The organism is Marinobacter sp. MBR-105 (genome assembly GCF_053628895.1).
Genome location: NZ_JBRJHG010000007.1, coordinates 17,906 through 38,720 on the forward strand (window position 1 = coordinate 17,906; position 20,815 = coordinate 38,720).

At 54.7% G+C, this 20,815-nt stretch carries 16 protein-coding genes; 8 read left to right on the plus strand and 8 right to left on the minus strand.

Annotated elements, in window-relative coordinates; all coding sequences use genetic code 11:
- Positions 1-48: 48 nt before the first annotated feature.
- The 3 genes from ACSSVV_RS09685 to mnmG are packed head-to-tail and all read right to left on the minus strand — an operon-like array spanning position 49 to position 3,399.
- Positions 49-843 carry a ParA family protein gene (locus tag ACSSVV_RS09685; protein ID WP_014423140.1) on the minus strand — a complete coding sequence of 265 codons (795 nt, stop codon included), beginning with the start codon at positions 841-843 and terminating at the stop codon, positions 49-51.
- Between the two features lie 23 nt (positions 844-866).
- Positions 867-1,511 (minus strand): 16S rRNA (guanine(527)-N(7))-methyltransferase RsmG, encoded by a 645-nt coding sequence (rsmG, locus tag ACSSVV_RS09690; RefSeq protein WP_022992616.1) that lies wholly within the window; start codon positions 1,509-1,511, stop codon positions 867-869.
- A 1-nt stretch (position 1,512) separates the two neighbouring features.
- Positions 1,513-3,399 carry a tRNA uridine-5-carboxymethylaminomethyl(34) synthesis enzyme MnmG gene (gene mnmG / locus ACSSVV_RS09695; protein ID WP_454106162.1) on the minus strand — a complete coding sequence of 629 codons (1,887 nt, stop codon included), beginning with the start codon at positions 3,397-3,399 and terminating at the stop codon, positions 1,513-1,515.
- Between the two features lie 582 nt (positions 3,400-3,981).
- Between mnmG and ACSSVV_RS09700 the strand changes: the two genes are divergently transcribed.
- Positions 3,982-5,247, plus strand: a complete 1,266-nt coding sequence (locus ACSSVV_RS09700; RefSeq protein WP_141066693.1) for a sensor domain-containing phosphodiesterase — start codon at positions 3,982-3,984, stop codon at positions 5,245-5,247.
- A gap of 23 nt (positions 5,248-5,270) precedes the next feature.
- Here ACSSVV_RS09700 and ACSSVV_RS09705 read toward each other — a convergent pair whose 3' ends face one another.
- Genes ACSSVV_RS09705 through ACSSVV_RS09715 form a run of 3 tightly spaced genes read right to left on the minus strand, consistent with a single transcriptional unit; the run spans position 5,271 to position 10,051 of the window.
- Positions 5,271-8,417 (minus strand): efflux RND transporter permease subunit, encoded by a 3,147-nt coding sequence (locus ACSSVV_RS09705; protein ID WP_454106163.1) that lies wholly within the window; start codon positions 8,415-8,417, stop codon positions 5,271-5,273.
- A 3-nt stretch (positions 8,418-8,420) separates the two neighbouring features.
- On the minus strand, positions 8,421-9,515 hold the full coding sequence (locus ACSSVV_RS09710) for an efflux RND transporter periplasmic adaptor subunit (protein WP_022992621.1): 1,095 nt from the start codon (positions 9,513-9,515) through the stop codon (positions 8,421-8,423).
- 23 nt (positions 9,516-9,538) lie between these two features.
- A complete protein-coding gene (locus ACSSVV_RS09715) occupies positions 9,539-10,051 on the minus strand; it encodes a DUF3833 domain-containing protein (protein WP_374730301.1) in 513 nt (170 codons plus the stop codon).
- Between the two features lie 310 nt (positions 10,052-10,361).
- On the opposite strand from ACSSVV_RS09715, the gene ACSSVV_RS09720 reads away from it, so the two are divergent.
- Both ACSSVV_RS09720 and thpD read left to right on the plus strand, forming a co-directional pair.
- Entirely contained in the window at positions 10,362-12,182 is a 1,821-nt protein-coding gene (locus ACSSVV_RS09720) for an acyl-CoA dehydrogenase C-terminal domain-containing protein (protein WP_014423148.1), read from the plus strand.
- A 195-nt stretch (positions 12,183-12,377) separates the two neighbouring features.
- Entirely contained in the window at positions 12,378-13,313 is a 936-nt protein-coding gene (gene thpD / locus ACSSVV_RS09725) for an ectoine hydroxylase (RefSeq protein ID WP_011787293.1), read from the plus strand.
- Positions 13,314-13,380: 67 nt separating this feature from the next.
- Here the strand turns inward: thpD and ACSSVV_RS09730 are convergent, their stop codons facing one another.
- Both ACSSVV_RS09730 and ACSSVV_RS09735 read right to left on the minus strand, forming a co-directional pair.
- Positions 13,381-14,130 carry a substrate-binding periplasmic protein gene (locus ACSSVV_RS09730; RefSeq protein WP_014423150.1) on the minus strand — a complete coding sequence of 250 codons (750 nt, stop codon included), beginning with the start codon at positions 14,128-14,130 and terminating at the stop codon, positions 13,381-13,383.
- Positions 14,131-14,567: 437 nt separating this feature from the next.
- On the minus strand, positions 14,568-17,891 hold the full coding sequence (locus ACSSVV_RS09735; RefSeq protein ID WP_133166197.1) for a VPA1262 family protein: 3,324 nt from the start codon (positions 17,889-17,891) through the stop codon (positions 14,568-14,570).
- Positions 17,892-18,141: 250 nt separating this feature from the next.
- Here ACSSVV_RS09735 and ACSSVV_RS09740 point away from each other — a divergent pair, with 250 nt between their 5' ends.
- From ACSSVV_RS09740 to ACSSVV_RS09760, 5 genes are all read left to right on the plus strand, one after another.
- Positions 18,142-18,990: a hypothetical protein gene (locus ACSSVV_RS09740; protein ID WP_106761124.1), complete on the plus strand. Its 849-nt coding sequence runs from the start codon at positions 18,142-18,144 to the stop codon at positions 18,988-18,990.
- Positions 18,983-19,396: a hypothetical protein gene (locus ACSSVV_RS09745; protein ID WP_173920289.1), complete on the plus strand. Its 414-nt coding sequence runs from the start codon at positions 18,983-18,985 to the stop codon at positions 19,394-19,396. The genes ACSSVV_RS09740 and ACSSVV_RS09745 overlap by 8 nt, the downstream gene beginning before the upstream one ends.
- A 70-nt stretch (positions 19,397-19,466) precedes the next feature.
- Entirely contained in the window at positions 19,467-19,856 is a 390-nt protein-coding gene (locus ACSSVV_RS09750) for a hypothetical protein (protein WP_106761122.1), read from the plus strand.
- Between the two features lie 120 nt (positions 19,857-19,976).
- A complete protein-coding gene (locus ACSSVV_RS09755; protein ID WP_104417164.1) occupies positions 19,977-20,606 on the plus strand; it encodes a recombinase family protein in 630 nt (209 codons plus the stop codon).
- A 41-nt stretch (positions 20,607-20,647) separates the two neighbouring features.
- Positions 20,648-20,803: a hypothetical protein gene (locus ACSSVV_RS09760; RefSeq protein WP_165794771.1), complete on the plus strand. Its 156-nt coding sequence runs from the start codon at positions 20,648-20,650 to the stop codon at positions 20,801-20,803.
- The last annotated feature ends 12 nt before the right edge of the window (positions 20,804-20,815 follow it).

A 20,815-nucleotide genomic window follows, 5' to 3' on the forward strand; every position in this document is an offset into this window, starting at 1 on the left:
TCTTCCTGTTGAAATAGTGGGTGCATGGTTGCCTGACGGCGGTCTATGTTACACCGCAACCGCGGGCGATGTCTTTTTCGATCCGTGCCGGCGTACCATCTCGCCAGCCAGCGCCAGATATGCCACCGCACCCTTGGACACCCGATCATACTTGAGTGCCGGCATGCCGTAGCTGGGCGCTTCTGCCAGCCGGACGTTGCGGGGAATCACCGCCCGGTAAACCTTGTCACCGAAATATTCACTGAGCTGACCGGAGACATCCAGAGTCAGGCTATTGCGGGGGTCGTACATGGTGCGCAGGATACCCTCAATCTCCAGATTGGGATTGACCGTTTCCTGAATCTGCTGGACGGTGTTCATCAGTGCCGCCAGCCCTTCCAGGGCATAATATTCACACTGCATCGGGATCAGTACCGAATCCGCGGCAGACAGGGCATTCACGGTCAGCAGACTGAGTGAAGGCGGGCAATCAATCAGGATGTAGTCGTAGTTTTCCCGAACGGTGTTGAGGGTCAGCCGTAACCGGTGTTCCCGGCCAATCTCGTTCATCAGCTCCACTTCGGCGGCGGTCAGGTCACCGTTGGCGGGCAGCAGATCAAAACCGGAGGCTTCAGCGTGGACGATCACGTCCGCCGGAGTAGCCCGTTTGGTCAGCACATCATATCCGGACAGCTCCAGGGAATTTTTATCCACACCGCTGCCCATGGTGGCATTGCCCTGGGGATCCATATCCACCAGCAGCACCCGGCGCTTGGTGGCCGCCAGAGACGCGGCAAGATTGACGCAGGTGGTGGTTTTGCCCACACCGCCTTTCTGATTGGTCACTGCAATCACGCGCGCCATGCTTTGCCTCCTGCTGTTGAGGGTTACCGGTGTCGTTCAGCCCGGGCGACGATCAGTAAATGCCGTTCGCCGTCGGCTCCGGGGACGGTCAGGGAATGGCTGGATTCTACCTGCCAGCCCGCCGGAAGGGCAGCTACTTCATCATCCGGATACTGGCCTTTCATGGCAAGGAACTCGCCGTCATTCGCGAGCAGACCACCACACCAGGTCACCAGGTTTTCCAGGGCGGTGAAGGCCCGGCTGCTGATCTGGGTGAAGGGCTGATCGGGCTGGCAGTCTTCCGCCCGGCCGTGGATAACTTCAACGTTGTCCAGCCCGAGCTCAAGCACACACTGATTCAGGAATCGGGTTTTCTTGCCGTTGCTGTCCAGCAGGGTAAAGCGTTTTTCCGGGAACACAATGGCCAGCGGAATACCCGGCAGGCCGCCGCCGGCGCCCACATCCAGCAAATGGTCTGTGGTCACCCAGGGCAGGATGCTCAGACTGTCCAGCAACTGGCGGGAGACCATGACCCGCTCATCCCGCACGGCGGTCAGGTTGTAGGCCTTGTTCCACTTGTTCAGCAGAGCCAGAAAAGCCAGCAACTGTTGCTGCTGGCTGTCGGACAAAGACAGGTTCATGGCCGCCAGGCCGTCCCGAAGCTGGCCGGGCCACTGTGGATAACTCATCTCAGGCGCTCTGCTTTTTCAACAGGTCGCGCTTTTTCAGATGCACCAGAATCTGGCTGACCGCCGCCGGGGTCACCCCCTGGATACGGGACGCCTGAGCCACCGTTTCCGGGCGCACATCCTTGAGCTTCTGCTTGATTTCGTTGGACAGGCCACCGATGACGTCGTAATCCAGATCCAGCGGCAACGCGGTGTTCTCGTTCTTGCGCAGGCGCTCGATCTCATCCGCCTGGCGGGAGATGTAGCCTTCGTATTTGATCTCGATTTCCACCTGATCGGCTACGTTCGGGTCCTCCGCCCGTTTGGCCCCGATCTCGGCGATGTGATCGTAGACAATCTCCGGACGGCGCAGCAGCTCCGCCAGAGACTGGTCACGGGTCATCGGCTGTTTCAGGTAGCCATTGGCTCGCTCACCCGCCTCGGTGTTCGGATGGATACGGGTGCTTTCCAGGCGGCTACGCTCTTTGGCAATGCCTTCGCACTTCTCGCTGAACTTCTGCCAGCGCTCGTCGTCCACCAGGCCCAGCTTGCGGCCGGTTTCGGTCAGGCGCAGGTCGGCGTTGTCCTCCCGCAGGATCAGCCGGTATTCGGCACGGCTGGTAAACATACGGTAGGGCTCCTGGGTGCCCATGGTGATCAGGTCGTCCACCAGTACGCCCAGATAGGCCTCATCCCGGCGCGGGTACCACTCTTCTTGGTCCCGGGCCCGCAGCGAGGCGTTGATGCCCGCCAGCAAGCCCTGGGCACCGGCTTCTTCGTAACCGGTGGTGCCGTTGATCTGGCCGGCAAAGTACAGGCCCTGGATAAACTTGGTTTCCAGGGTGTGGCGCAGGTCCTGCGGGTTCAGGTAGTCATACTCGATGGCATAGCCCGGGCGCAGGATGTGGGCGTTCTCGAAACCGGGAATCGAGCGCACTGCCTTGAGCTGGATATCAAACGGCAGGCTGGTGGAAATACCATTCGGGTACAGCTCGTTGGTGGTCAGGCCTTCGGGCTCGACGAAAATCTGGTGCGAATCCTTGTCGGCAAAGCGGTTGACCTTGTCCTCGATGGACGGGCAATAACGCGGGCCCACGCCCTCGATGTTGCCAGCGAACATGGGCGAGCGGTCAAACCCACTGCGGATAATGTCGTGGGTTTCTTCGGTAGTGCGGGTCACGTAACAGCAGATCTGCTCTGGATGTTCGTCACGGCTGCCAATAAACGACATCACAGGTGTCGGATCGTCCCCCCACTGCTGCTGCATCGCGGAGAAATCCACGGTGCGGGCATCAATGCGCGGCGGTGTTCCGGTTTTCAGGCGGCCGACGTTGAACGGCAGTTCCCGCAGGCGTTTGGCCAGGGCATTGGCCGGCGCATCACCGGCGCGACCACCGGCGTGATTCTGCATACCAATGTGGATAACGCCACCGAGGAAGGTACCGGTGGTCAAAACCACGGTTTTGGCGTTGAAGCGGATGCCGGTCTGGGTCACCACGCCCACCACCTGGTCGTTTTCCACAATCAGGTCATCGGCCGCCTGCTGGAACAGGGTCAGATTAGGCTGGTTTTCCAGCATATGGCGAATGGCGGCTTTATACAGAATCCGGTCTGCCTGAGCACGGGTGGCACGCACCGCCGGGCCCTTTCGGCTGTTCAGGACCCGGAACTGGATGCCCGCCTGATCGGTGGCCCGGGCCATGGCGCCGCCCAGGGCATCGATTTCCTTCACCAGATGGCTCTTGCCAATGCCACCGATGGCCGGGTTACAGGACATCTGCCCCAGAGTCTCAATGTTGTGGGTCAGCAGCAGGGTTTGCGAACCCATACGCGCTGCCGCCAGGGCGGCTTCAGTACCGGCATGGCCACCACCAATGACAATGACATCGAAACGGGTCGGAAACTCCACACTACACCTCGGAAATCGGGGAAAAAAACAGGGCGGCGAGTATAACGCCTCGCCCGGGAAATTGCAGTCAGAATGTGCAAATTTTAACCAGCAACGAGGTGAATAAAAACCCTGGCGGCTGGCCTTGGCCGATGATCAGTGCGACGCCGCTCTCTGACAGGGTTCGTTCAGGATAAGGAAATTCCGAAGGTTTCAGGATTTCATAGCCTTGTCATACATTGTTCAAAAAAGTTTTCAAAAAGTTATCCACACAATTGATGCCTTCACTTACAGCCAAAAATGTTGGTAACTATTTGTTAAATATAAATTTAATTAAATTACTCTGGCATTATTCGCAAATTATCCCAGTAATTATCCACAGCGTTTTTAGCAAATGCCTATATACGGTGCAAAAACCTGTACCCCTGAACCCAAGTGCACCAACAAAGGGCCAGTTTCTACGCAGGCTCGCCAGCGCGGTCATCTGGCCCCTGTGCCAGGCGCCCAACCAGAGGTTTTGGCACAGAACTCGCTTGAGCCTGGAATGCAGTTTCTCAACCACGGCCAGGAAGGCTCGAACAGGCAGTACAAGGGTTCCTGACCATGAAGCGCGTTCTCAGACTTGCCGAGCACCGGCACCGCCCCTCTGGCAAAACCGCCAGCTTTATCGAACATCACGATTTCCGGTCGGTCTATCAACCCATTCTCAGCCCCACCCATCAGAAGATGGTCGGCTACGAGGCACTGGTACGGGTTCGTCGTGGTAATCAGCCAGTACCGCCGCCTTCGCTTTTCGAGCAGGCCAGCATTCAGGGCGTCACCTCGGAACTGGATCGGCACCTGCTGAACCTGCACCTGGAGAATTTCACCCAGACCAACCTACCTATCTGGCTGTTTATCAATATCAACCCGGACACTCTGTTCCACCATAACGACTACCTGTCTGTACTGGCTGACCATTGCCATCAACTGGACGTGCATCCGGAGAAGATCGTGCTGGAGCTGGTGGAGACCGCCTCCCGGGACAGCGCCACGCTGCTGGAGTTCGTCCAGGAAGCCAAGGCCCGGGGATTCCAGATCGCCATCGACGACTTTGGCATGGGTGATTCCAATTTTGAGCGCCTGTGGCGAATCAACCCGCTGATCGTGAAGATTGACCGGTCTCTGTTGATGAACGCCCAGGATCACAACCGCGCGCGATTGCTGTTGAACAGCCTGGTCCGGATGATTCGCGAGAGTGGCAGCCTGGTGCTGATTGAAGGCATCGAGAACAATGCCCAGGCCCACATTGCGCTGGCCACCGAAGCGGATCTGCTGCAGGGCTTTCTGTTTGCCCGACCGGGGCAAGGGTCCGAAGAACTGACGCAGACCGCCGAAACCGCGTTGCGACAGGTCATGTCGGAATCCGAACGCTGGTGCCAGAACGATTTCAGGACCCGCGAGACCTATCTCAAGCTGCTGAGATTCGAAATCATGGATGCCTGCCATGCCCTGGCCCGGGGCGAGGAATTTGATCGGGTATGCCGGCCTCTGCTGCAAATGGAGGGCGTACGGCGATGCTTCCTGCTCGATCAAAAAGGGGTTCAGCAAGGCAGTCTGGCCCAATCCGGGGCTTCCCGGAATGCCGCATTCAACCCGCTGTATCAGTCCGCTGGCGCCTGCTGGAGCCATCGGGAATATTTCCGCAACGCCCTGGAGCGACCGCAACACATCAGCTGCAGCCGCCCCTACGTGGCCCTTCCGGACGCCCGACGAACCGTTACCCTGTCCACCGGCACCTCACTGGCCCAGGGCCACCGGATCTTCTGCGTGGATATCCACCCGGATGAGGTCCTGGACGGTCAGGTTCTGTTCCCGGACACCCTTTGATGCCGGGATTCAGCCGGTAGGGTTCAGAAATCGTCCGCCTTGCGCTGTGGCACAGCCGCCGAGCTGCTACCACCGGATGGGCCCGCTGCCAGGCGTTCCAGCTCCTGCTCCACCGCGTTCGAGGATTTCGCAAAGCGGGCTAAAAGGTTGTACAACACCGGGATAATGAACAGGGTCAGGGTAGTGGCGAAAATCAGGCCACCCAGGATCACCATGCCGATGGCCGCCCGGCTCTCGGCCCCGGCACCAGTAGCAATCACCAGCGGAACCGCCCCGAACACCGTAGATATGGTGGTCATCAGTACCGGGCGGAAGCGCAGGCTGGCACCTTCCAGAATGGCTTCTTTCACCTCGTAACCCTTGTCCCGAAGCTGGTTGGCAAATTCCACGATCAAAATGCCGTTCTTGGCCATCAGCCCCAGCAGCATGATGATGCCGATCTGGCTGTAGATGTTCAGACTGATGCCGGACCAGGCCAGTGCGATCAGCGCACCGGTCACCGCCAGCGGTACCGACAGCATGATAATCAGCGGGTGGATCCAGCTCTCGAACTGGGCCGCCAGCACCAGGAACACGATGATAAACGCCAGCCCGAAGGTCAGGTAGATGGCCGCCGAGGAATCCTGGAATTCCTGGGACAGGCCCTTGTAACTGAGCCGGGCCTCCGGAGGCAGGTTATCCACAGCCAGGTTATTCAGGTAGGTCAGCGCTGAACCCAGGTCATAGCCCTCGGCCAGGGACGCACTCACCACCACCGCCGGCAGCCGGTCAATCCGGCGCAAATCCGGATTGGCCCCGATCTCTTCCACAGATACCAGGGCCTTGAGTGGAATCAGTTCCCCACCTGCCCGAGGCCGCAGGAAGATCTGTTCCATATCACCGGGCGTGGCCCGGTCGGCATCGTCCGCCTGGATAATGACGTCGTATTCCCGGCCCCGATCGAGATAGGTGGTTACCTGCCGGGAGGCCAGCATGGTCTGCAGGGTGAGGCCTACGTCTTCGATGGTGATATCCAGATCCGCTGCCCGGTCGCGGTCAATATTGACCTTCAGTTCCGGCCGGGTCAGCTCAAAATCGGTGTCGACATTCAGCAGATTCGGGTTTTCCTTTGCCCGTTCAACGATCTCCTCACTCCAGGCCTGCACCGACTCGTAGTCAGGGCCGGCAATGACAAACTCCACCGGCTGATTGAAGCCGCGCTGGCCCAGCCCCGGCGGATTGATGACACTGATCCGCACCCCGGAAATGTCAGACAGCTTGTCGCGGATCTCGGTGGTGACCTGCTGCTGCTTGATATCCCGCTGTTCCCAGGGCACCAGCCCCATGATCATGAAGGCATTGTCTTCTTCATCCCGGAATCCGACGATGGACAGGAATCGCTCAGCGATACCGTCATCCAGGTAGGGCAACAGCCGCTCTTCGGCCTGTTTGACAAAGTGATCGGTGAATTCAACCGTCGAACCCCGGGGCGCGCTGACGGGCATGATGATTACGCCGCGGTCTTCGGTCGGGGCCAGTTCCTGGGGCAAACGGGGAAAAATCACCACCGCCACAATCAGCCCGACGATACCGAGCCCGAGCAACAGCCCGGGCTGGTTCAGGGAAAACCGCAGCATTCTCTGATAGCCGTGGGTGAGGCCGTTCAGGATGCGCTCACTGAAGGCCCAGAGCCGATGCCCCTCGGCACTGTCAGGACTGTGCCGGAGCCACTTGGAACAGAGCATCGGCGCCAGGGTCAGAGCGACCAGGCTGGAGACCACCACGGCGGCAGCCAGGGTGAAGCCAAATTCCGCAAACAACCGGCCCACGTTGCCGCCCATGAACGAGATGGGCACAAACACCGCCACCAGAGTCAGCGTGGTGGCGATCACCGCGAAAGCCACCTGCTTGGCGCCCCGGTAGGCCGCCAGCAACGGTGGTTCGCCTTCATCAATGCGACGCTGGATGTTCTCCAGCATGACAATGGCATCGTCCACCACCAGGCCGATGGCCAGAATGATGGCCAACAGGGTAAGTACGTTGATGGAAAAGCCCAGGAAACCCAGGCCGATAAACGCACCGATCACCGCCACCGGAATGGTGACCGCCGGAATCAGGGTTGCGCGCCAGGAGCGCAGGAACAGGAAAATAACCAGTATCACCAGCGATACCGCAATCGCCAGCGTGGTCAGAACCTCTTTGATCGAAGCCCGGATAAACACCGATTCGTCATAGCTCTCGGCAATACGCACTTCCGGCGGCAAGGTCTCGCGAATCTTCACCAGCTCCGCCTTCACCGCATCCGACACTGCTACCGTGTTGGCCTTGGACTGGCGGATTACCCCCATCCCGATAGCGGTTTCGCCATTGGCCCGCAAACGACCAACATCCGATTCCACCCCGACCTGAACATTGGCAACCTCGCCCAGGCGCAACAGGTCGTTGCCATCCCGGCGGATCACCAGATTGCGGAAATCTTCCACATTTGACAACCGCCCTTCCGCGCGCACGGTAAAGTTGCGGGTGGAGGAGTCCACTGAACCGGCCGGTAACTCCACGTTGTTCTGCCGCAGTGCCTGCTCCACATCGGCAACGGTTATGTTGCGGGCCGCCAGGCGGGTGCGGTCGAGCCAGACCCGGATGGCGTAACGGCGTTCACCGCCAATCCGGACATCGGCAACACCGTCCAGAACCGATAACCGGTCTGCCAGAACCCGATCGGCAAAGTCACTGAGTTCGGCACTGTCCCAGACGTCACTGATCAGAGTTATCCACATCATTGGCCGGGCATCGGAATCGGCTTTTTGAACCACCGGGGGATCGGCCTCATCCGGCAACTGGTTCAGAACCCTGGACACCGCATCGCGTACGTCGTTGGCGGCAATGTCGACATCCCGGGAGGTATCAAATTCTATTGAGGTTCGGGATTCACCCTGTTCGGTTGAGGATTCGATGGAGCGAATGCCTTCAATGCCACTGATGGCCCCTTCAATCACCTGGGTAATCTGGGTGTCGACCACTTCCGCCGCAGCGCCGGTGTAATCGGTGGACACCGAAACCACCGGCGGATCAATATCCGGATACTCCCGAACCGGCAAGCCCAGCAAGGCGGCCACGCCGAATACGACAATCAGCAGGCTCAGAACGGTGGCAAACACCGGGCGTTTGATGGAGACATCGGACAGCACCATGGATCAGGACTCCACGGTCCGGGCAAACCGGTTTTCCGGAATCGCCTGGTCGTTACTCTGTACTTCAATGCGGTCGCCGGTACTCAGGCGATCCTGCCCGGTTACTACCACGGCATCGTCCAGGGTCAGGCCAGAGGTAATTTCCACCAGACCGGGCATGCGCGAACCGGTCGCCACCGATACCCGGCGTGCCACGCCGTCTTCGGCAACAAACACATACTTGTCGTCGCCACGAATCATCACTGCCTGCTCCGGAATCACCAGCCCTTCCCGTTCCTGCAGGGTCAGTGACGCCGACATGAACTGGCCCGGCCGCAGACGACCGTCCGGATTATCGATAATGGCTCGCACCGACAGGGTTCGGCTCAATTCGCTGATGCGGGTGGCGAGTTCCACCAGCTCTCCCCGGAAGACCTCGTCTGGGAATGCCGGCGTGGAGGCAATCACCGATTGGCCTACCCGAACCTGGCCGACAAAACGTTCTGGAACCGCAAAACCCATTTCCATTCGATCGGTGGTGTCCAGCGTGGTAATGGTGGTGCCCGCTTGCAGATATGCCCCCACGCTGATGTCGCTCAGGCCCACCACACCGGAGAACGGCGCTTCAATGCGATGGTTTTCCAGCCGCACCCGGGCAGCCTGTCGCTGGGCTTCAGCCACACTCACGGCGGTGACCAGTTCATCCACCTGGGACTGGGACACGCTATTGTTGGAGCGCAAACGCCGGGCCCGCTCCAGTTGCCGCCTGGCATCGGCCAGCTGGGCTTCAATCACCTGGAGATCGGCACGGGCCTGACGATCGTCGAGACGTAACAGGACATCGCCCTGAGATACTTTCTGTCCGGGTTCGAGGTTGATCTGCACCACCCGACCGGTGACTTCGGTGGTCAGTTCCACGGCATTCAGTGCCTTGAGGTTGGCCACCGAACGAATCTCATCCCTGACCTGCTGCAATCTGGGCGCCACTGCACTGACTTTGCTGGCCCTCGGCTCCTCACCGGCCTGTTCTGTGGACGAGGAATCCATCGCCAAAAAGAACACCGCACTTCCGGCACCCGCTGCAACCAGTACCACCGCAATCAGCCATTGCTTCCACATGGGTATCGCAAACCTTTCCGAGTTCAGTTCTGCGGGACAGCCCCGCTTTCATGTTTCTGAATCACCAACACCACTTCACCCACATCGACACCCCACTTGCTCATGGTGGTCTGGTTGATCAGGGTGTCGGGAGTAACCAGGTACATCCAGTCGTCCATCCGGACATCGATCGTGCCATCGCCGTATGCCACCCGCAGGACATAATTCATGTGTATGGCGTTGCCCTGCCAGCGCATGGTGCCGGCTTCCACCACGTCGCCGGCGCTGGCGTGATAGCTGCCGTTGTCCGGTGTCAGCGTCCAGATCCGGGTCTGGACCTCGCCGTCGTTGAAACGGAACACCTCATCCAGCGTACCGACACCGTTTTCATCCCAACTGGCCACAATGTCTGCGTCGAAGGTACGGATAACCTGGCCGGCGTAGTCCTTGACCACCCCCCGGGCCGAAAGTTCGCCCCGGAAAAACTCCGAGGGCACCAGCTCCGGTGCCTGGCCCTGATAATCCTCCAGATTCGGCCCGGCACACCCTGCCAGCATCAGGGTCATTAACAGTATAAGACCACCGCTTCGAAGACCATGGAAAAGACCGGGGAAAGGCTGCGTTTGCATGACTTTTACACTCCTTGGCGACTACCGGATAGCAACAGAACGTTTTCAGCATTACGGACCCATGGCCGTGCCCGATCAGTCCCCGGGCCCAACCGTCATTTCAGCCAATTGTCCATTCTGACATCAGCACCAGCGCTTTCCGTCAATGGCAGCCCGCCGGGAATACCGTACAACTGCACACACAGTGGCCTTTCTGGCCCAACCAATTCCGGATGATTAATGCATGTGAGGACTGGCTATGCCTGTGTATAAAGCGCCCCTGAGGGACATGAAATTCCTGCTCAATGACGTATTCGATTACCCGCGGCACTACCAGACACTGGCCTCCGGTGAGAACGCCACGCCCGACATTGTCGACGCCATTCTGAGCGAATGCGGCCGTTTCTGCGAAGAGGTGCTGAGCCCGCTGTATCAGTCCGGCGACGAAGAAGGGTGCCACCTGGAAAACGGTGAAGTGATCACCCCCAAGGGCTATAAAGAAGCCTACGAGCAATATGTGATGGGCGGCTGGCAGGGCCTGTCGGCACCGGAGGAATTCGGGGGCCAGGGCCTGCCGGCCTCCATGGGCCTGCTGAAGCAGGAAATGATGGGCACCGCCAACTGGTCCTTTTCCATGTACCCGGGCCTGTCCCTGGGGGCCATGAACACCATCTATCTGCACGGCGACGAGCAGCAGCAACAGACTTATCTGGCGCCGCTGACTGAAGGCCGCTGGGGCGGCACCATGTGCCTGACCGAGCCCCAGTGCGGTACCGACCTGGGCCAGGTCAAAACCCGGGCCGAACCCCAGGCCGACGGCAGCTACAAACTCACAGGCACCAAGATCTTCATTTCCTCAGGAGAGCACGATCTGACCGAAAACATCGTTCACATCGTGCTGGCCCGTCTGCCGGATGCCCCGAAAGGCACCAAAGGCATCAGCCTGTTTATCGTGCCCAAGTTCCTGCCCGATGCCCAGGGCGGTGTCGGTGAGCGCAACGCCGTCAGTTGCGGCGCGCTGGAGAAGAAGATGGGCATCAAGGCTTCGGCCACCTGTGTGATGAATTTCGATGGCGCCACCGGCTATCTGATCGGCCCGGAGAATCAGGGCCTGGAGTGCATGTTCACCTTTATGAACACAGCCCGCATCGGTACGGCAATTCAGGGGGTTGGCCCCGCCGAGCTGTCCTATCAGTGGGCTCTGGATTACGCCAGGGAGCGCCGTTCCATGCGGGCGCTGTCCGGCAAGAAAGAGCCGGATGAGGTTGCCGACAGCCTGATTCACCATGCCGATGTCCGGCGTATGCTGCTGACCCAGAAAGCCATCGCGGAAGGCGGCCGCTCCATGCTCTATTACGCCGCCAAGATCGCGGACCATATGGTGGAAGCGCATACCGCAGGCGATACCGCCAAGGTTGAGAAATATGACGACAAACTCGGCTTCCTGACGCCAATCCTTAAGGGATTCCTGACCGAACTGGGCTGTGAGGCCACCAACCTGGGCATGCAGGTGTTCGGCGGTCATGGCTACATCCGCGAACACGGTATGGAGCAGATTGTCCGGGATACCCGTATTGCCACCCTGTACGAAGGTACAACCGGCATCCAGGCGCTGGACCTGCTCGGGCGCAAGGTCTTGCTGATGACCCAGGGCGGAGCAGTGCGGGAATTCACCCTCAAGGTGGCCAATTTTGCCCGCAAGCACCTGACCAACAAACAACTGCGGCCGATGGCGGTGGAGCTGCTGAAACTGACCGCCCAGTGGAACCTGCTGACCGTGCGCGTGATGCTGGCAGCACGCAAGGATCGCGACGTGGTCAGCGCCGCCGCCAACGACTTCCTGATGTACAGCGGCTACGTGACCATGGCGTACATGTGGCTACGCCAGGCGGCGGTGGCCAGCGATAAACTGGAAAACGGCGGCGATGAATCTGACGCCTTTTACCGCACCAAGCTGGCGACCGCCGAGTTCTATTATGAGCGCTTGCTGCCCCGGGCCCAGGCCCACGCCACCAGCATGCTGAGCCCGACCCGCAACCTCATGCAGGTGGCGCCGGAAGAGATGGCCTTTACCGGTTAACCTCCGGTATTTTCCCGTCCCGGGCGCTGCCCGGGACATTTTTGCCTGTTCATGACCATCCGGAAACCGGGGTTGAAATCCCGTTGATACGACCTCAACTTTCCCCCTGCCTTACCACTTTTCTCACAATGCACTGAGGTTTAACGACTTTTAGAGACATCACCATTCTCGCGTATAAAAGAAGGAGGTTCGAAAATGGACAATCGTACTGACGACTTTTATCCCACCCGCCTCGAGCGCCCGGCAGAGAGTTTCGAGCGCAAGGACCCGGTTATCCACAGCCAGGGAACCGACCGCCACAATGGGCCGCTGAGCGAAACTGAACTGGCCCGGTATGAACGGGACGGCTTTCTGGTATTTAACAACTTTCTGGATCAGGAAACGGTCAAACGTTTCCGGGACGACCTGCGAGCCTATGAGAATGACGACAGCATCCTGCGTTCCGAAGGCACTATTACTGAGCCGGGCAAGCAGGAAATCCGCTCTATTTTCGGGATCCACGAACTGTCTGATCGCTTCGACCGACTGACCCGGGAGTCCCGCCTGCTGGATATGGTGCACCAGCTACTGGGCAGTGATGCCTACATCCACCAGTCACGCATCAATTTCAAACCCGGTTTCCACGGCAAGGGCTTTGACTGGCATTCGGATTTCGAGACCTGGCACGCCGAGGACGGTATGCCGCGCATGCGGGCCGTCAGCTTTTCCATCGCCCTCACCGACAACACACCATTCAACGGCCCATTGATGCTGATTCCCGGCTCCCACAAAACGTTTGTGCCCTGTGTCGGCCGCACGCCCGAGGACAACTACCAGTCCTCACTGAAAAAGCAGGAGCTGGGGGTCCCCAACGAGCAGGACCTGCAGAAGATGGCCGATCAGTACGGCATCCAGGCGCCTACCGGGCCAGCGGGCTCTCTGATCATATTCGAGTGCAACACGTTGCATGCCTCCAATGCCAATATGTCACCCTGGCCCCGCAGCAATCTGTTCTTCGTCTACAACAGTGTGGAAAACCGTCTGGAACAGCCATTCTGCGGCAACAAACCGCGGCCCGACTTTCTGGGCAATCGCAGCCATACCGAGGCCCTGCGCCCGGTTCGTTCACCGGATCTGCGCCGCACCGGTTAAGCGATGGCCCAATAACGAAAAAGGGGAAGCCAGTGGCTTCCCCTTTTGCAATGGAACAAAGCTCTGATCAGAGGCCGTACTTGGTCTCAATAGCCTCGTAGATTCCGTTGTTCTTGATGGTTTCCAGGCCCTGATTCAGTTTCTGGATCACCTCGTCCGGCGTTTCCATGTTCATGGCCAGGTACAGTTCGGTCTTGTTGAACGAATACACCGGAACCAGCCCTTCCACATCCTGCTGGGAGGCAAAATAGGGCCCGGCCAGCTGGTCCGCAATCCAGAGGTCAACCTGTCCCAGTTCCAGGCGCTTCGGGTTCAGATCGTCGCTTTCCATCTCCGAGACCTTATAGCCGCGCTCCAGCAGGTATTCGGTCATGACGTCACCGCGATAGCCGGCATACAGCAAACCCCGGGTATCTTCCAGATCGTCGATCTGCAGGTTGGTGCCGGCCGGGGCAAAGATGGTCCACAGGTTGTTCGCCAATGGCCCTACCCACTTGAACTGCGGTGCCCGGCTTTCGGTATAGGTGGTGCAGAAGATCCCGTGGTTCTTTTTGTTCAGGGCCCGGTTGTAGCCGTAATCCCAGTTCCGGAGCTTGATGACATAGTCCAGCCCGGACGCCTGCAGCACCGCTTTCACCATCTCGGTGCACAGTCCATCAATGCCATCGCCGTTATGCTCGAAGGCACGGCCGGTGGAACTCATGTTGTACGGAGGAAAGTTCTCGGTGTAGATGTAGAGTTTGTCTGAGCCCAGGGCGGGCACAGAAACGCCGGCAAACACCAGCGTGGCAGCTAACAGAGAGGCCAACTTGCGCACGGGTTATCTCCTTTACCACGAATGACTTGGTCCGCTGCACAGGCAGCGGCACGATGAGACAGTAGTGGAGTTTACCCGAGCTTTTAACGTTGTTTTACAGATAAACTGTTTGTTTTCGTAAGGGAACACTCGAGAGCCAGAGCGGGCTGAGGGCTCCGTCCTGAATTATTTTCCGATGCAGAATATTTGTTTTCTTTTAAAAACAGTACCTTGTAAGTTTTTCGGAGCACTCTCGGAGTGCTGAAATTTGCGAAAAAAGTCTAAATATTTGCAAGTTTCTGTAGATCCGAATGCTGATTCCCCATTAAGGACCTGGGAAAAGTGGGAAACTGGGAACATAAAGTATCTCCTGTTCGATTATTCTGCATCTGTCAATATCCACTCTTAATTGAATGGTATGACCGACTGCCAAGTTGTTCGCCCCTATGACAGCAGAGTTACTCCGACTGCGAAAGAAGATCTTCAGCTTGGGATAGGAATGAGGCCAGGTCTCTGTCTTTTCCTGTCCCCTCTGACTCCCATTCTTCCATAGGCCTTAACATTGCAAGGGCGCTTGCTTCTCCTGACAAGTTATCTAATTCTACATTAGCTTGCTTCATTTCGGTTAAATAGTATTGACACCACCTAGTGAATGCCAATATCCACATTGAGACTACCAAAGCATCGTTCCAACAAGACCAGTTAGACGTACTTGCCAGAGGTTGTTGTAAAACTCTTTTCTGCTTATTTAAAATGGGTCTGATCAATTCAATTACTTGTCTTTGTTGCTCAGGCGTACTATGAGCGACGATAAATGCACAAGTATTTGTCATCTGCCCTTCCCGTGAAAGTTGGAACAGTCTTGAATTCCTGCTTTCAGCTGGGCCTATCAATGAAACGATTTCCTCGATCCAGATTTTGCAAGCATCATCCGTATCAGCTTGCTCACTTTGAAGTAGAGGTAAAACTAGATCCCGAAACAACCACGGTTCTGTCCATGGTAATTGGCGCATATGGCCTCTCATCGAATCGATTACGTGCCTCAAATCACTTCCAGATAGCTGTTCTGGTAGTTCGCTTTTGAGTGCGACTAATAATTTCTCGTATTGATCACGTTTTCTTTCATCATTTGCCGATCTGTTCACCAACCAACCTAAATATCTTACCTTTTCCGTGCGGTCAAATCTTGAAAGCAAGCCCAGCTCTGATGTGACGTCCTTAGTTTGATCAATCATCTGCTCTAGAGCATATAAGCCCATCCATCGAATTAAACCGTTACAACTATTCAATAAAGTGCATGTGCGGGAATAGTTTGGTAGCAGCTCTATGGATAGGGAGATCTCGCTAACAATTTGGCTTAACAATGACAGCCTAATTATGTCAGCATGATCCGGCTCTTTCGGAATTTTAGGCGATTCTTCAGCAACCAGTTCTAACAATGATTTTGGGTCATATGACCAAAGCAGTTTTATTGCAAAATATTCTGACCAAGTAAGTGCTGTATATTTAGTCATATGGCACATATGATGAAGCTGGTAAGAGCTACACAGCAGCTTTTCAATTGGTCTTTGAAATAGGTGAGGTTCTAAGACAGTTATATCAGTATCCAGATCTTTATGGGTGCGCTGTATCGATTTAGTAAGGTACCCCATGAGATTCTGTAAGAACGAGGTTTCACTTAATATTTCTTGAAAATCTGTATCACCAGCTCTAGAGTTTGCCAAAAATTCACCAACCACTTCCCATTGATCCATGAAATCTTCAGAGCTGACCTTTTTCTTTACCCAGGCTAAGAACCCCTGAGGATCGATCAAGTTAAGTGAGTCCCCTTCTAATAGCTCAAGAGATATCAACTTGTCTTTCAGTGGTGCACCGTATAATCCTGTTAATGAAGGCTCGTTAGCCCATATTGATAGGATGTCGCCTGCTAATTCATTATTCAGTATTTTTAGTGGCTCGTATCTTACATTTTTCCCTGGAGCTTCGGAAGAAACATATAGTTTGCTTAATCCAGGGTTGTTTTCTTCAGAATCAGATGTTTTTGCCTCTAAGTCCTTCAAAAGGCCACTTTTATATTTTTCAACCTCTAACAAAGTATCAGATGGTATCGGCGTAATAAGTAAGGGATAGTTCTCTGCCACTTTCTGCAAGGAATTTGATAAATTAAAGCCAACTATTGGTAAGCCATCGCTTCCTATAATCAGGATATATCGGTCGTGGAGCTTTCCGTCTTTTAAGCCAATGATTCTGAGGTTTATTTTTGAAAGGGTTCGTTTATTGTTTTCACAAGCAGTAACTAGATCGTCTACTCTATTACGATTAGTAGGGTTTTCCTCGTCACCTTTTTGTTTTGGTAGTGAGGTAAATACTATGTAGCTACACTTAGGCGCAGCATATAAAGAAAGCAACGATAATCCAGCCGAATCAAAATAGGGATCGAAAATTATTATTTGGCTGTCGTTATATTTTGAAAAGAGAGCTTTGAACCATTCGACAAATTGTAAACGGCCTTCACCATCGCTTGGTCCATAACGTTCGAAAAACCTTGCATCCGATTTTTTTGGGTGCAGTTTATTAAAAATAGGGCTTAGCTCGCGGTTTACAGCAACCCAAGGGTCAGCCTCCCGGCCGCCCACTTGGCTAGCAAACCCATGGTTTCCTGTGTTTTTAGTTAATACTGCTTTCACGCGGCTAGATTGCTTTTCTTTGACCGTGTTCTCTAACCAATCAAATTTAACAGAGCTTGAATTACCACCGACCACATTAGCTTGAAAATTTATTTCTCGAATATATCCAGTGCGCCACCTGCAACATAATATATTTTCTTCGCTATCTTCGACATTAAAACCATAGATTTCTAGTTCAGTAGAGTCAGCGATGGATCTAACTGTTCTATCAATATCAAACTCGCGCATATATATGCGGTTGTCGTACTGTTTCGCATTTGCAATCCTTGAGTATATAATTTGACCGCTGTTATAGATCTTAATGTTGAATAGAAAATCAGGGTAGTTAGGAAGATTCTTGGCGTCGAATTTAACGCTTAATTTCCGTCTTTCATCGCCCCAAACAACTTCAAGTAAATTTTTCTCTTTTTCATCTAAAGTCGGAAAAACGAGAAACTCAATATCACCAAATCGCACTTTATCGTTATCTTCAAAGTTCAATCCAGTGTCAAAATTTAGATGTTCGACGATAAACTTTGTAAGGTCGGAACGATAATTATGGTTGTCCTGGAAGAGAGATGATTTATCTACTTGAGTGATCGATGCGCTAATGGCACCCGCTGCTCCATGGGGGCTAGTAGTCGAGTGAAGTTCGAACGCATCCTTGTTAAGAAGATATATTACGGGTTTATAAACTAATTTTTTTGGATCTAAAAATATTGTGCCAAACTTCTCATCAAACTTATTTTTTCGCTCAAGACCTAAAGTATCGCTTATCGTGGAAATATTAACTCCATCACAAAGCATTTCCAGAAAATCACTTAATAAATTGCTACCGATGTACAGATTAAGCCGGGTTATTTTCGCTCTGCAATGTTCAAGATTCGTAAATTTGTCATTATTGCTGAAAGACCAAGAATTATTAGAATGTGAGTATGGTACTACACGACCATAGATAATCCGGTTTTTAGTCGTTTCTGTGGAATGAACTTGAAGAATCCAAAGCTGTACAGCGCATGGCCGAGGATCACCGTAGAATAAGCGAGCCAGCCTAGTGTCACCTATTAGGTCTTTTAATGTTGTGCTGACCTTATTGTCTTTAAACGCTTTATTCATTCTTGCCCCGATTTATGCACTTGTATCTACTATGTAATTTGGTACGTTCCTCGCCGTTACCATCTACCATTTTATAGTGTTTTACAACACATGAGCTTCAACGTAACGGCAGTGTGTCTGTCGTTATATGTTTGAGCGAAAGGAACTTTGTTCTATCAGTACAAACTATTGATTTATAAAGATTATTTTTATTTTTCCTCTTGCATATTCTCAACCTCATGAGAATATTTAATGAAAGCAGGAGGACATAATGAAAAGATTAGCACCCTTAACTACGGCAATATTGGCCGCTGCCCTGGCTGGCTGCGCGGCTACCCCACGAGCTTACAATCCGGAAGAGTCTCGGGCCTTAAACCTGGCGAGAGCCGGTGGCATCTACGATATGGACTTGCGGGATTCTGAGGATGGTACCCGCTCCTACAATAAAGGCATGTTGGTGCCATTACTGGATCTCGCCAGCCTGGCGACCTCATTCGGTGCACCGCTTCGACATCTATCGGGTAACCAAACGTTTTTGTTCAACGCTACCGACATCCTGATGACACCGGACAATCCATCGGCGAGACCAAGCCTGATGGGATGGATGCCTGCGTCGATGGCCACTTCAGAGGCTCAGGCCTATGAGCAGTATGTAAATCTGGTTGACCAGGCCATCCGGGTAGCTGCCAATGATATGGCGTTGAGTGCCACCAAACTCAGTAACGTGGAAACGCCTGAGATTGACGGCCATCCACTGATGCTCTGGTCGATTGAAAGCACTGAGCATGGATGCGGTGCTGGTCAATGTGTGGTTGCTTACAACATCAAAACGCCGAATCGCTGGAAGTCTCCGGCCTACGTGGAAGGCGCTGAGCCTGAAAGCTACAACATTGCGGCCAATCATCCAGAGAATTATTCCCGCCTTGTTTTCCGGCAGTCAGATGAGCAACTCAGCTTCCCTGTGGACGAGTTCTACCGCACGATCAGTGGTGCCTTACCATCCTGGATGGTGGTGTACTTTCCTCCCGGCACCGTCACCCAGGATGGCGAACCGCTACCGTACCCTGTGCTGTACGAGCAGGGGCAGCGACTGATGTTCAAGGAGCCAGATCATGAGTGACTGGCATGATGAACTGGAGTTCGCGCTGTTGCCGCTTGAAGACGCCAAAATCGATAGCGACTGCATGACCTCTGTGATCAGCAATGCCCTGAGCGAGCAAGGCATCTTCCATCAATGCCGTATCGGATACGCAGAGGACCGACTGAGCCTAATGGTCACTGCTCCCCATTGTTGGATCGAGCTCGAACAGGGCTGGAGTATCGATATCCGGCTCAGGCAGTGGCTGGGCGATGAGGACGACCTCCCTCATGGCGTATTCCAGCCATCCAATTACCCGAGAGTTCGATACCAAGGCAGTGCGTGGCTGGTTCCACACCTTGATGCGGGAGATTTGAGGTCGATGACAAATGATGCCTACAGCAAGTTGAAAGTGCCATGGCTCGCCGGGCGAGCCAGAGCGGCCTGACGCCGGTCGAAACTTGCATTTTCTCAGGTTCTGATAGCTTCGAAGTAAAGAACTATCGGGGACTGAAACCATGGTGAAGGTAACAAAAATAGTAGCAGTGGGACTCGCCGGGATCGGCGTTGTGGAGCTCGCCTTAAGGGGTACCGATGCATCGCTCTACGCATGGTATCTATTGTTGGTGCTCTGGGTGATCCTACTGCTCATTCGCTTCGCAATGGCCGCAGTCGATGCTTACAAGACAGTTTTTACTAAGGGACCCGATGGGCAAATGACGTTTCCTGAATTCGAGAAAAAGATGGCGTCGTTTAGTCGAGGTGGTGGTAGGGAAGAAAACGGTCCAAGCAGCACGACAACCTCTGGCACCGGGAGTCAAGAAGGCGCAGGCGATCTGTTCGATGACTTCAGAGTCAATCCGATCCTCCGAGAGGATGATCCGTTCGGGGAGTTTTTCGACTCTTGAGGTGGTTCCTGATGGGTACACATCAGGGGAACCAACTGCTCAGGCCGCTTACCATGACAAGTAACCATTTAAAACAGACCGGCCAAACGGAACCACTTATAACAGACTGAGGAGGCATGAATGTTTATACGCGCCTATTTGAGAGCATCGACCCAGGAACAAAATGCCGAGCGGGCCAAAGCATCGCTAATCCAGTTTGCCGAGCAACACGGTCAGCGCATTGCTGCCTTTTATACCGAGAACGTCTCCGGTGCCACATTGCATCGTCCCGAACTGATGCGACTGATTGCCGAATCTGGTGAAGGTGACATTGTACTGGTAGAGCAGATAGACCGGCTTGCCCGCCTTAAACAGCAGGACTGGGATACGCTCAAACAGAAGCTGGCAGCCAAGCGGTTGGCGATTGTCTCGCCCGAGTTACCAACGAGTTGGCTGGCTCTGGACAAGAAAGACGACACCGGCTTTACCGAATCTATCTTGCAGGCGGTCAACAGCATGATGCTCGACATGTTGGCAGCGGTAGCCCGGAAAGACTATGAGGACAGACGTCGCCGACAGAATCAAGGGATCAACAAGGCTCGCAGCGAGGGTAAGTATCAGGGGCGTCAACCTGATCTGAAGAGGCGGCAACACATCGCCAGTTTACTGCGCACTGGCCATAGCTATAACGAAATCCAGGACATCCTGGGTTGTTCGCGCCATCTGATTGCCTCTGTCGCAAAGGAACAAAAGCAGTCAGGTGCAGCATAGGCTGCAATTTGCAATCAAAGAACGAAAACAGGAGAACTCACATGATCGATATGTTCGTCACACTCATTGCTTTCCTCGGCTTTGTCGCCGTTATCCTGGCGATCTGCGGCATCACATACCTGAATGCTGACAAGCTGGAAGCATTTCTCAACCGGAAGCTTAAAGCACGCCGCCAGATCGATAAAAATTCCAGATAATCTGGGGTAAAC

Excerpts from the sequence above, each read along its gene's own strand:
- ACSSVV_RS09685 (WP_014423140.1), bottom strand. The coding sequence starts at position 843 with ATGGCGCGCGTGATTGCAGTGACCAATCAGAAAGGCGGTGTGGGCAAA.
- rsmG (WP_022992616.1), bottom strand. The coding sequence starts at position 1,511 with ATGAGTTATCCACAGTGGCCCGGCCAGCTTCGGGACGGCCTGGCGGCC.
- ACSSVV_RS09700 (WP_141066693.1), top strand. The coding sequence starts at position 3,982 with ATGAAGCGCGTTCTCAGACTTGCCGAGCACCGGCACCGCCCCTCTGGC.
- ACSSVV_RS09705 (WP_454106163.1), bottom strand. The coding sequence starts at position 8,417 with ATGGTGCTGTCCGATGTCTCCATCAAACGCCCGGTGTTTGCCACCGTT.
- ACSSVV_RS09710 (WP_022992621.1), bottom strand. The coding sequence starts at position 9,515 with ATGTGGAAGCAATGGCTGATTGCGGTGGTACTGGTTGCAGCGGGTGCC.
- ACSSVV_RS09715 (WP_374730301.1), bottom strand. The coding sequence starts at position 10,051 with ATGCTGGCAGGGTGTGCCGGGCCGAATCTGGAGGATTATCAGGGCCAG.
- ACSSVV_RS09720 (WP_014423148.1), top strand. The coding sequence starts at position 10,362 with ATGCCTGTGTATAAAGCGCCCCTGAGGGACATGAAATTCCTGCTCAAT.
- thpD (WP_011787293.1), top strand. The coding sequence starts at position 12,378 with ATGGACAATCGTACTGACGACTTTTATCCCACCCGCCTCGAGCGCCCG.
- ACSSVV_RS09735 (WP_133166197.1), bottom strand. The coding sequence starts at position 17,891 with ATGAATAAAGCGTTTAAAGACAATAAGGTCAGCACAACATTAAAAGAC.
- ACSSVV_RS09740 (WP_106761124.1), top strand. The coding sequence starts at position 18,142 with ATGAAAAGATTAGCACCCTTAACTACGGCAATATTGGCCGCTGCCCTG.
- ACSSVV_RS09745 (WP_173920289.1), top strand. The coding sequence starts at position 18,983 with ATGAGTGACTGGCATGATGAACTGGAGTTCGCGCTGTTGCCGCTTGAA.
- ACSSVV_RS09750 (WP_106761122.1), top strand. The coding sequence starts at position 19,467 with ATGGTGAAGGTAACAAAAATAGTAGCAGTGGGACTCGCCGGGATCGGC.
- ACSSVV_RS09755 (WP_104417164.1), top strand. The coding sequence starts at position 19,977 with ATGTTTATACGCGCCTATTTGAGAGCATCGACCCAGGAACAAAATGCC.
- ACSSVV_RS09760 (WP_165794771.1), top strand. The coding sequence starts at position 20,648 with ATGATCGATATGTTCGTCACACTCATTGCTTTCCTCGGCTTTGTCGCC.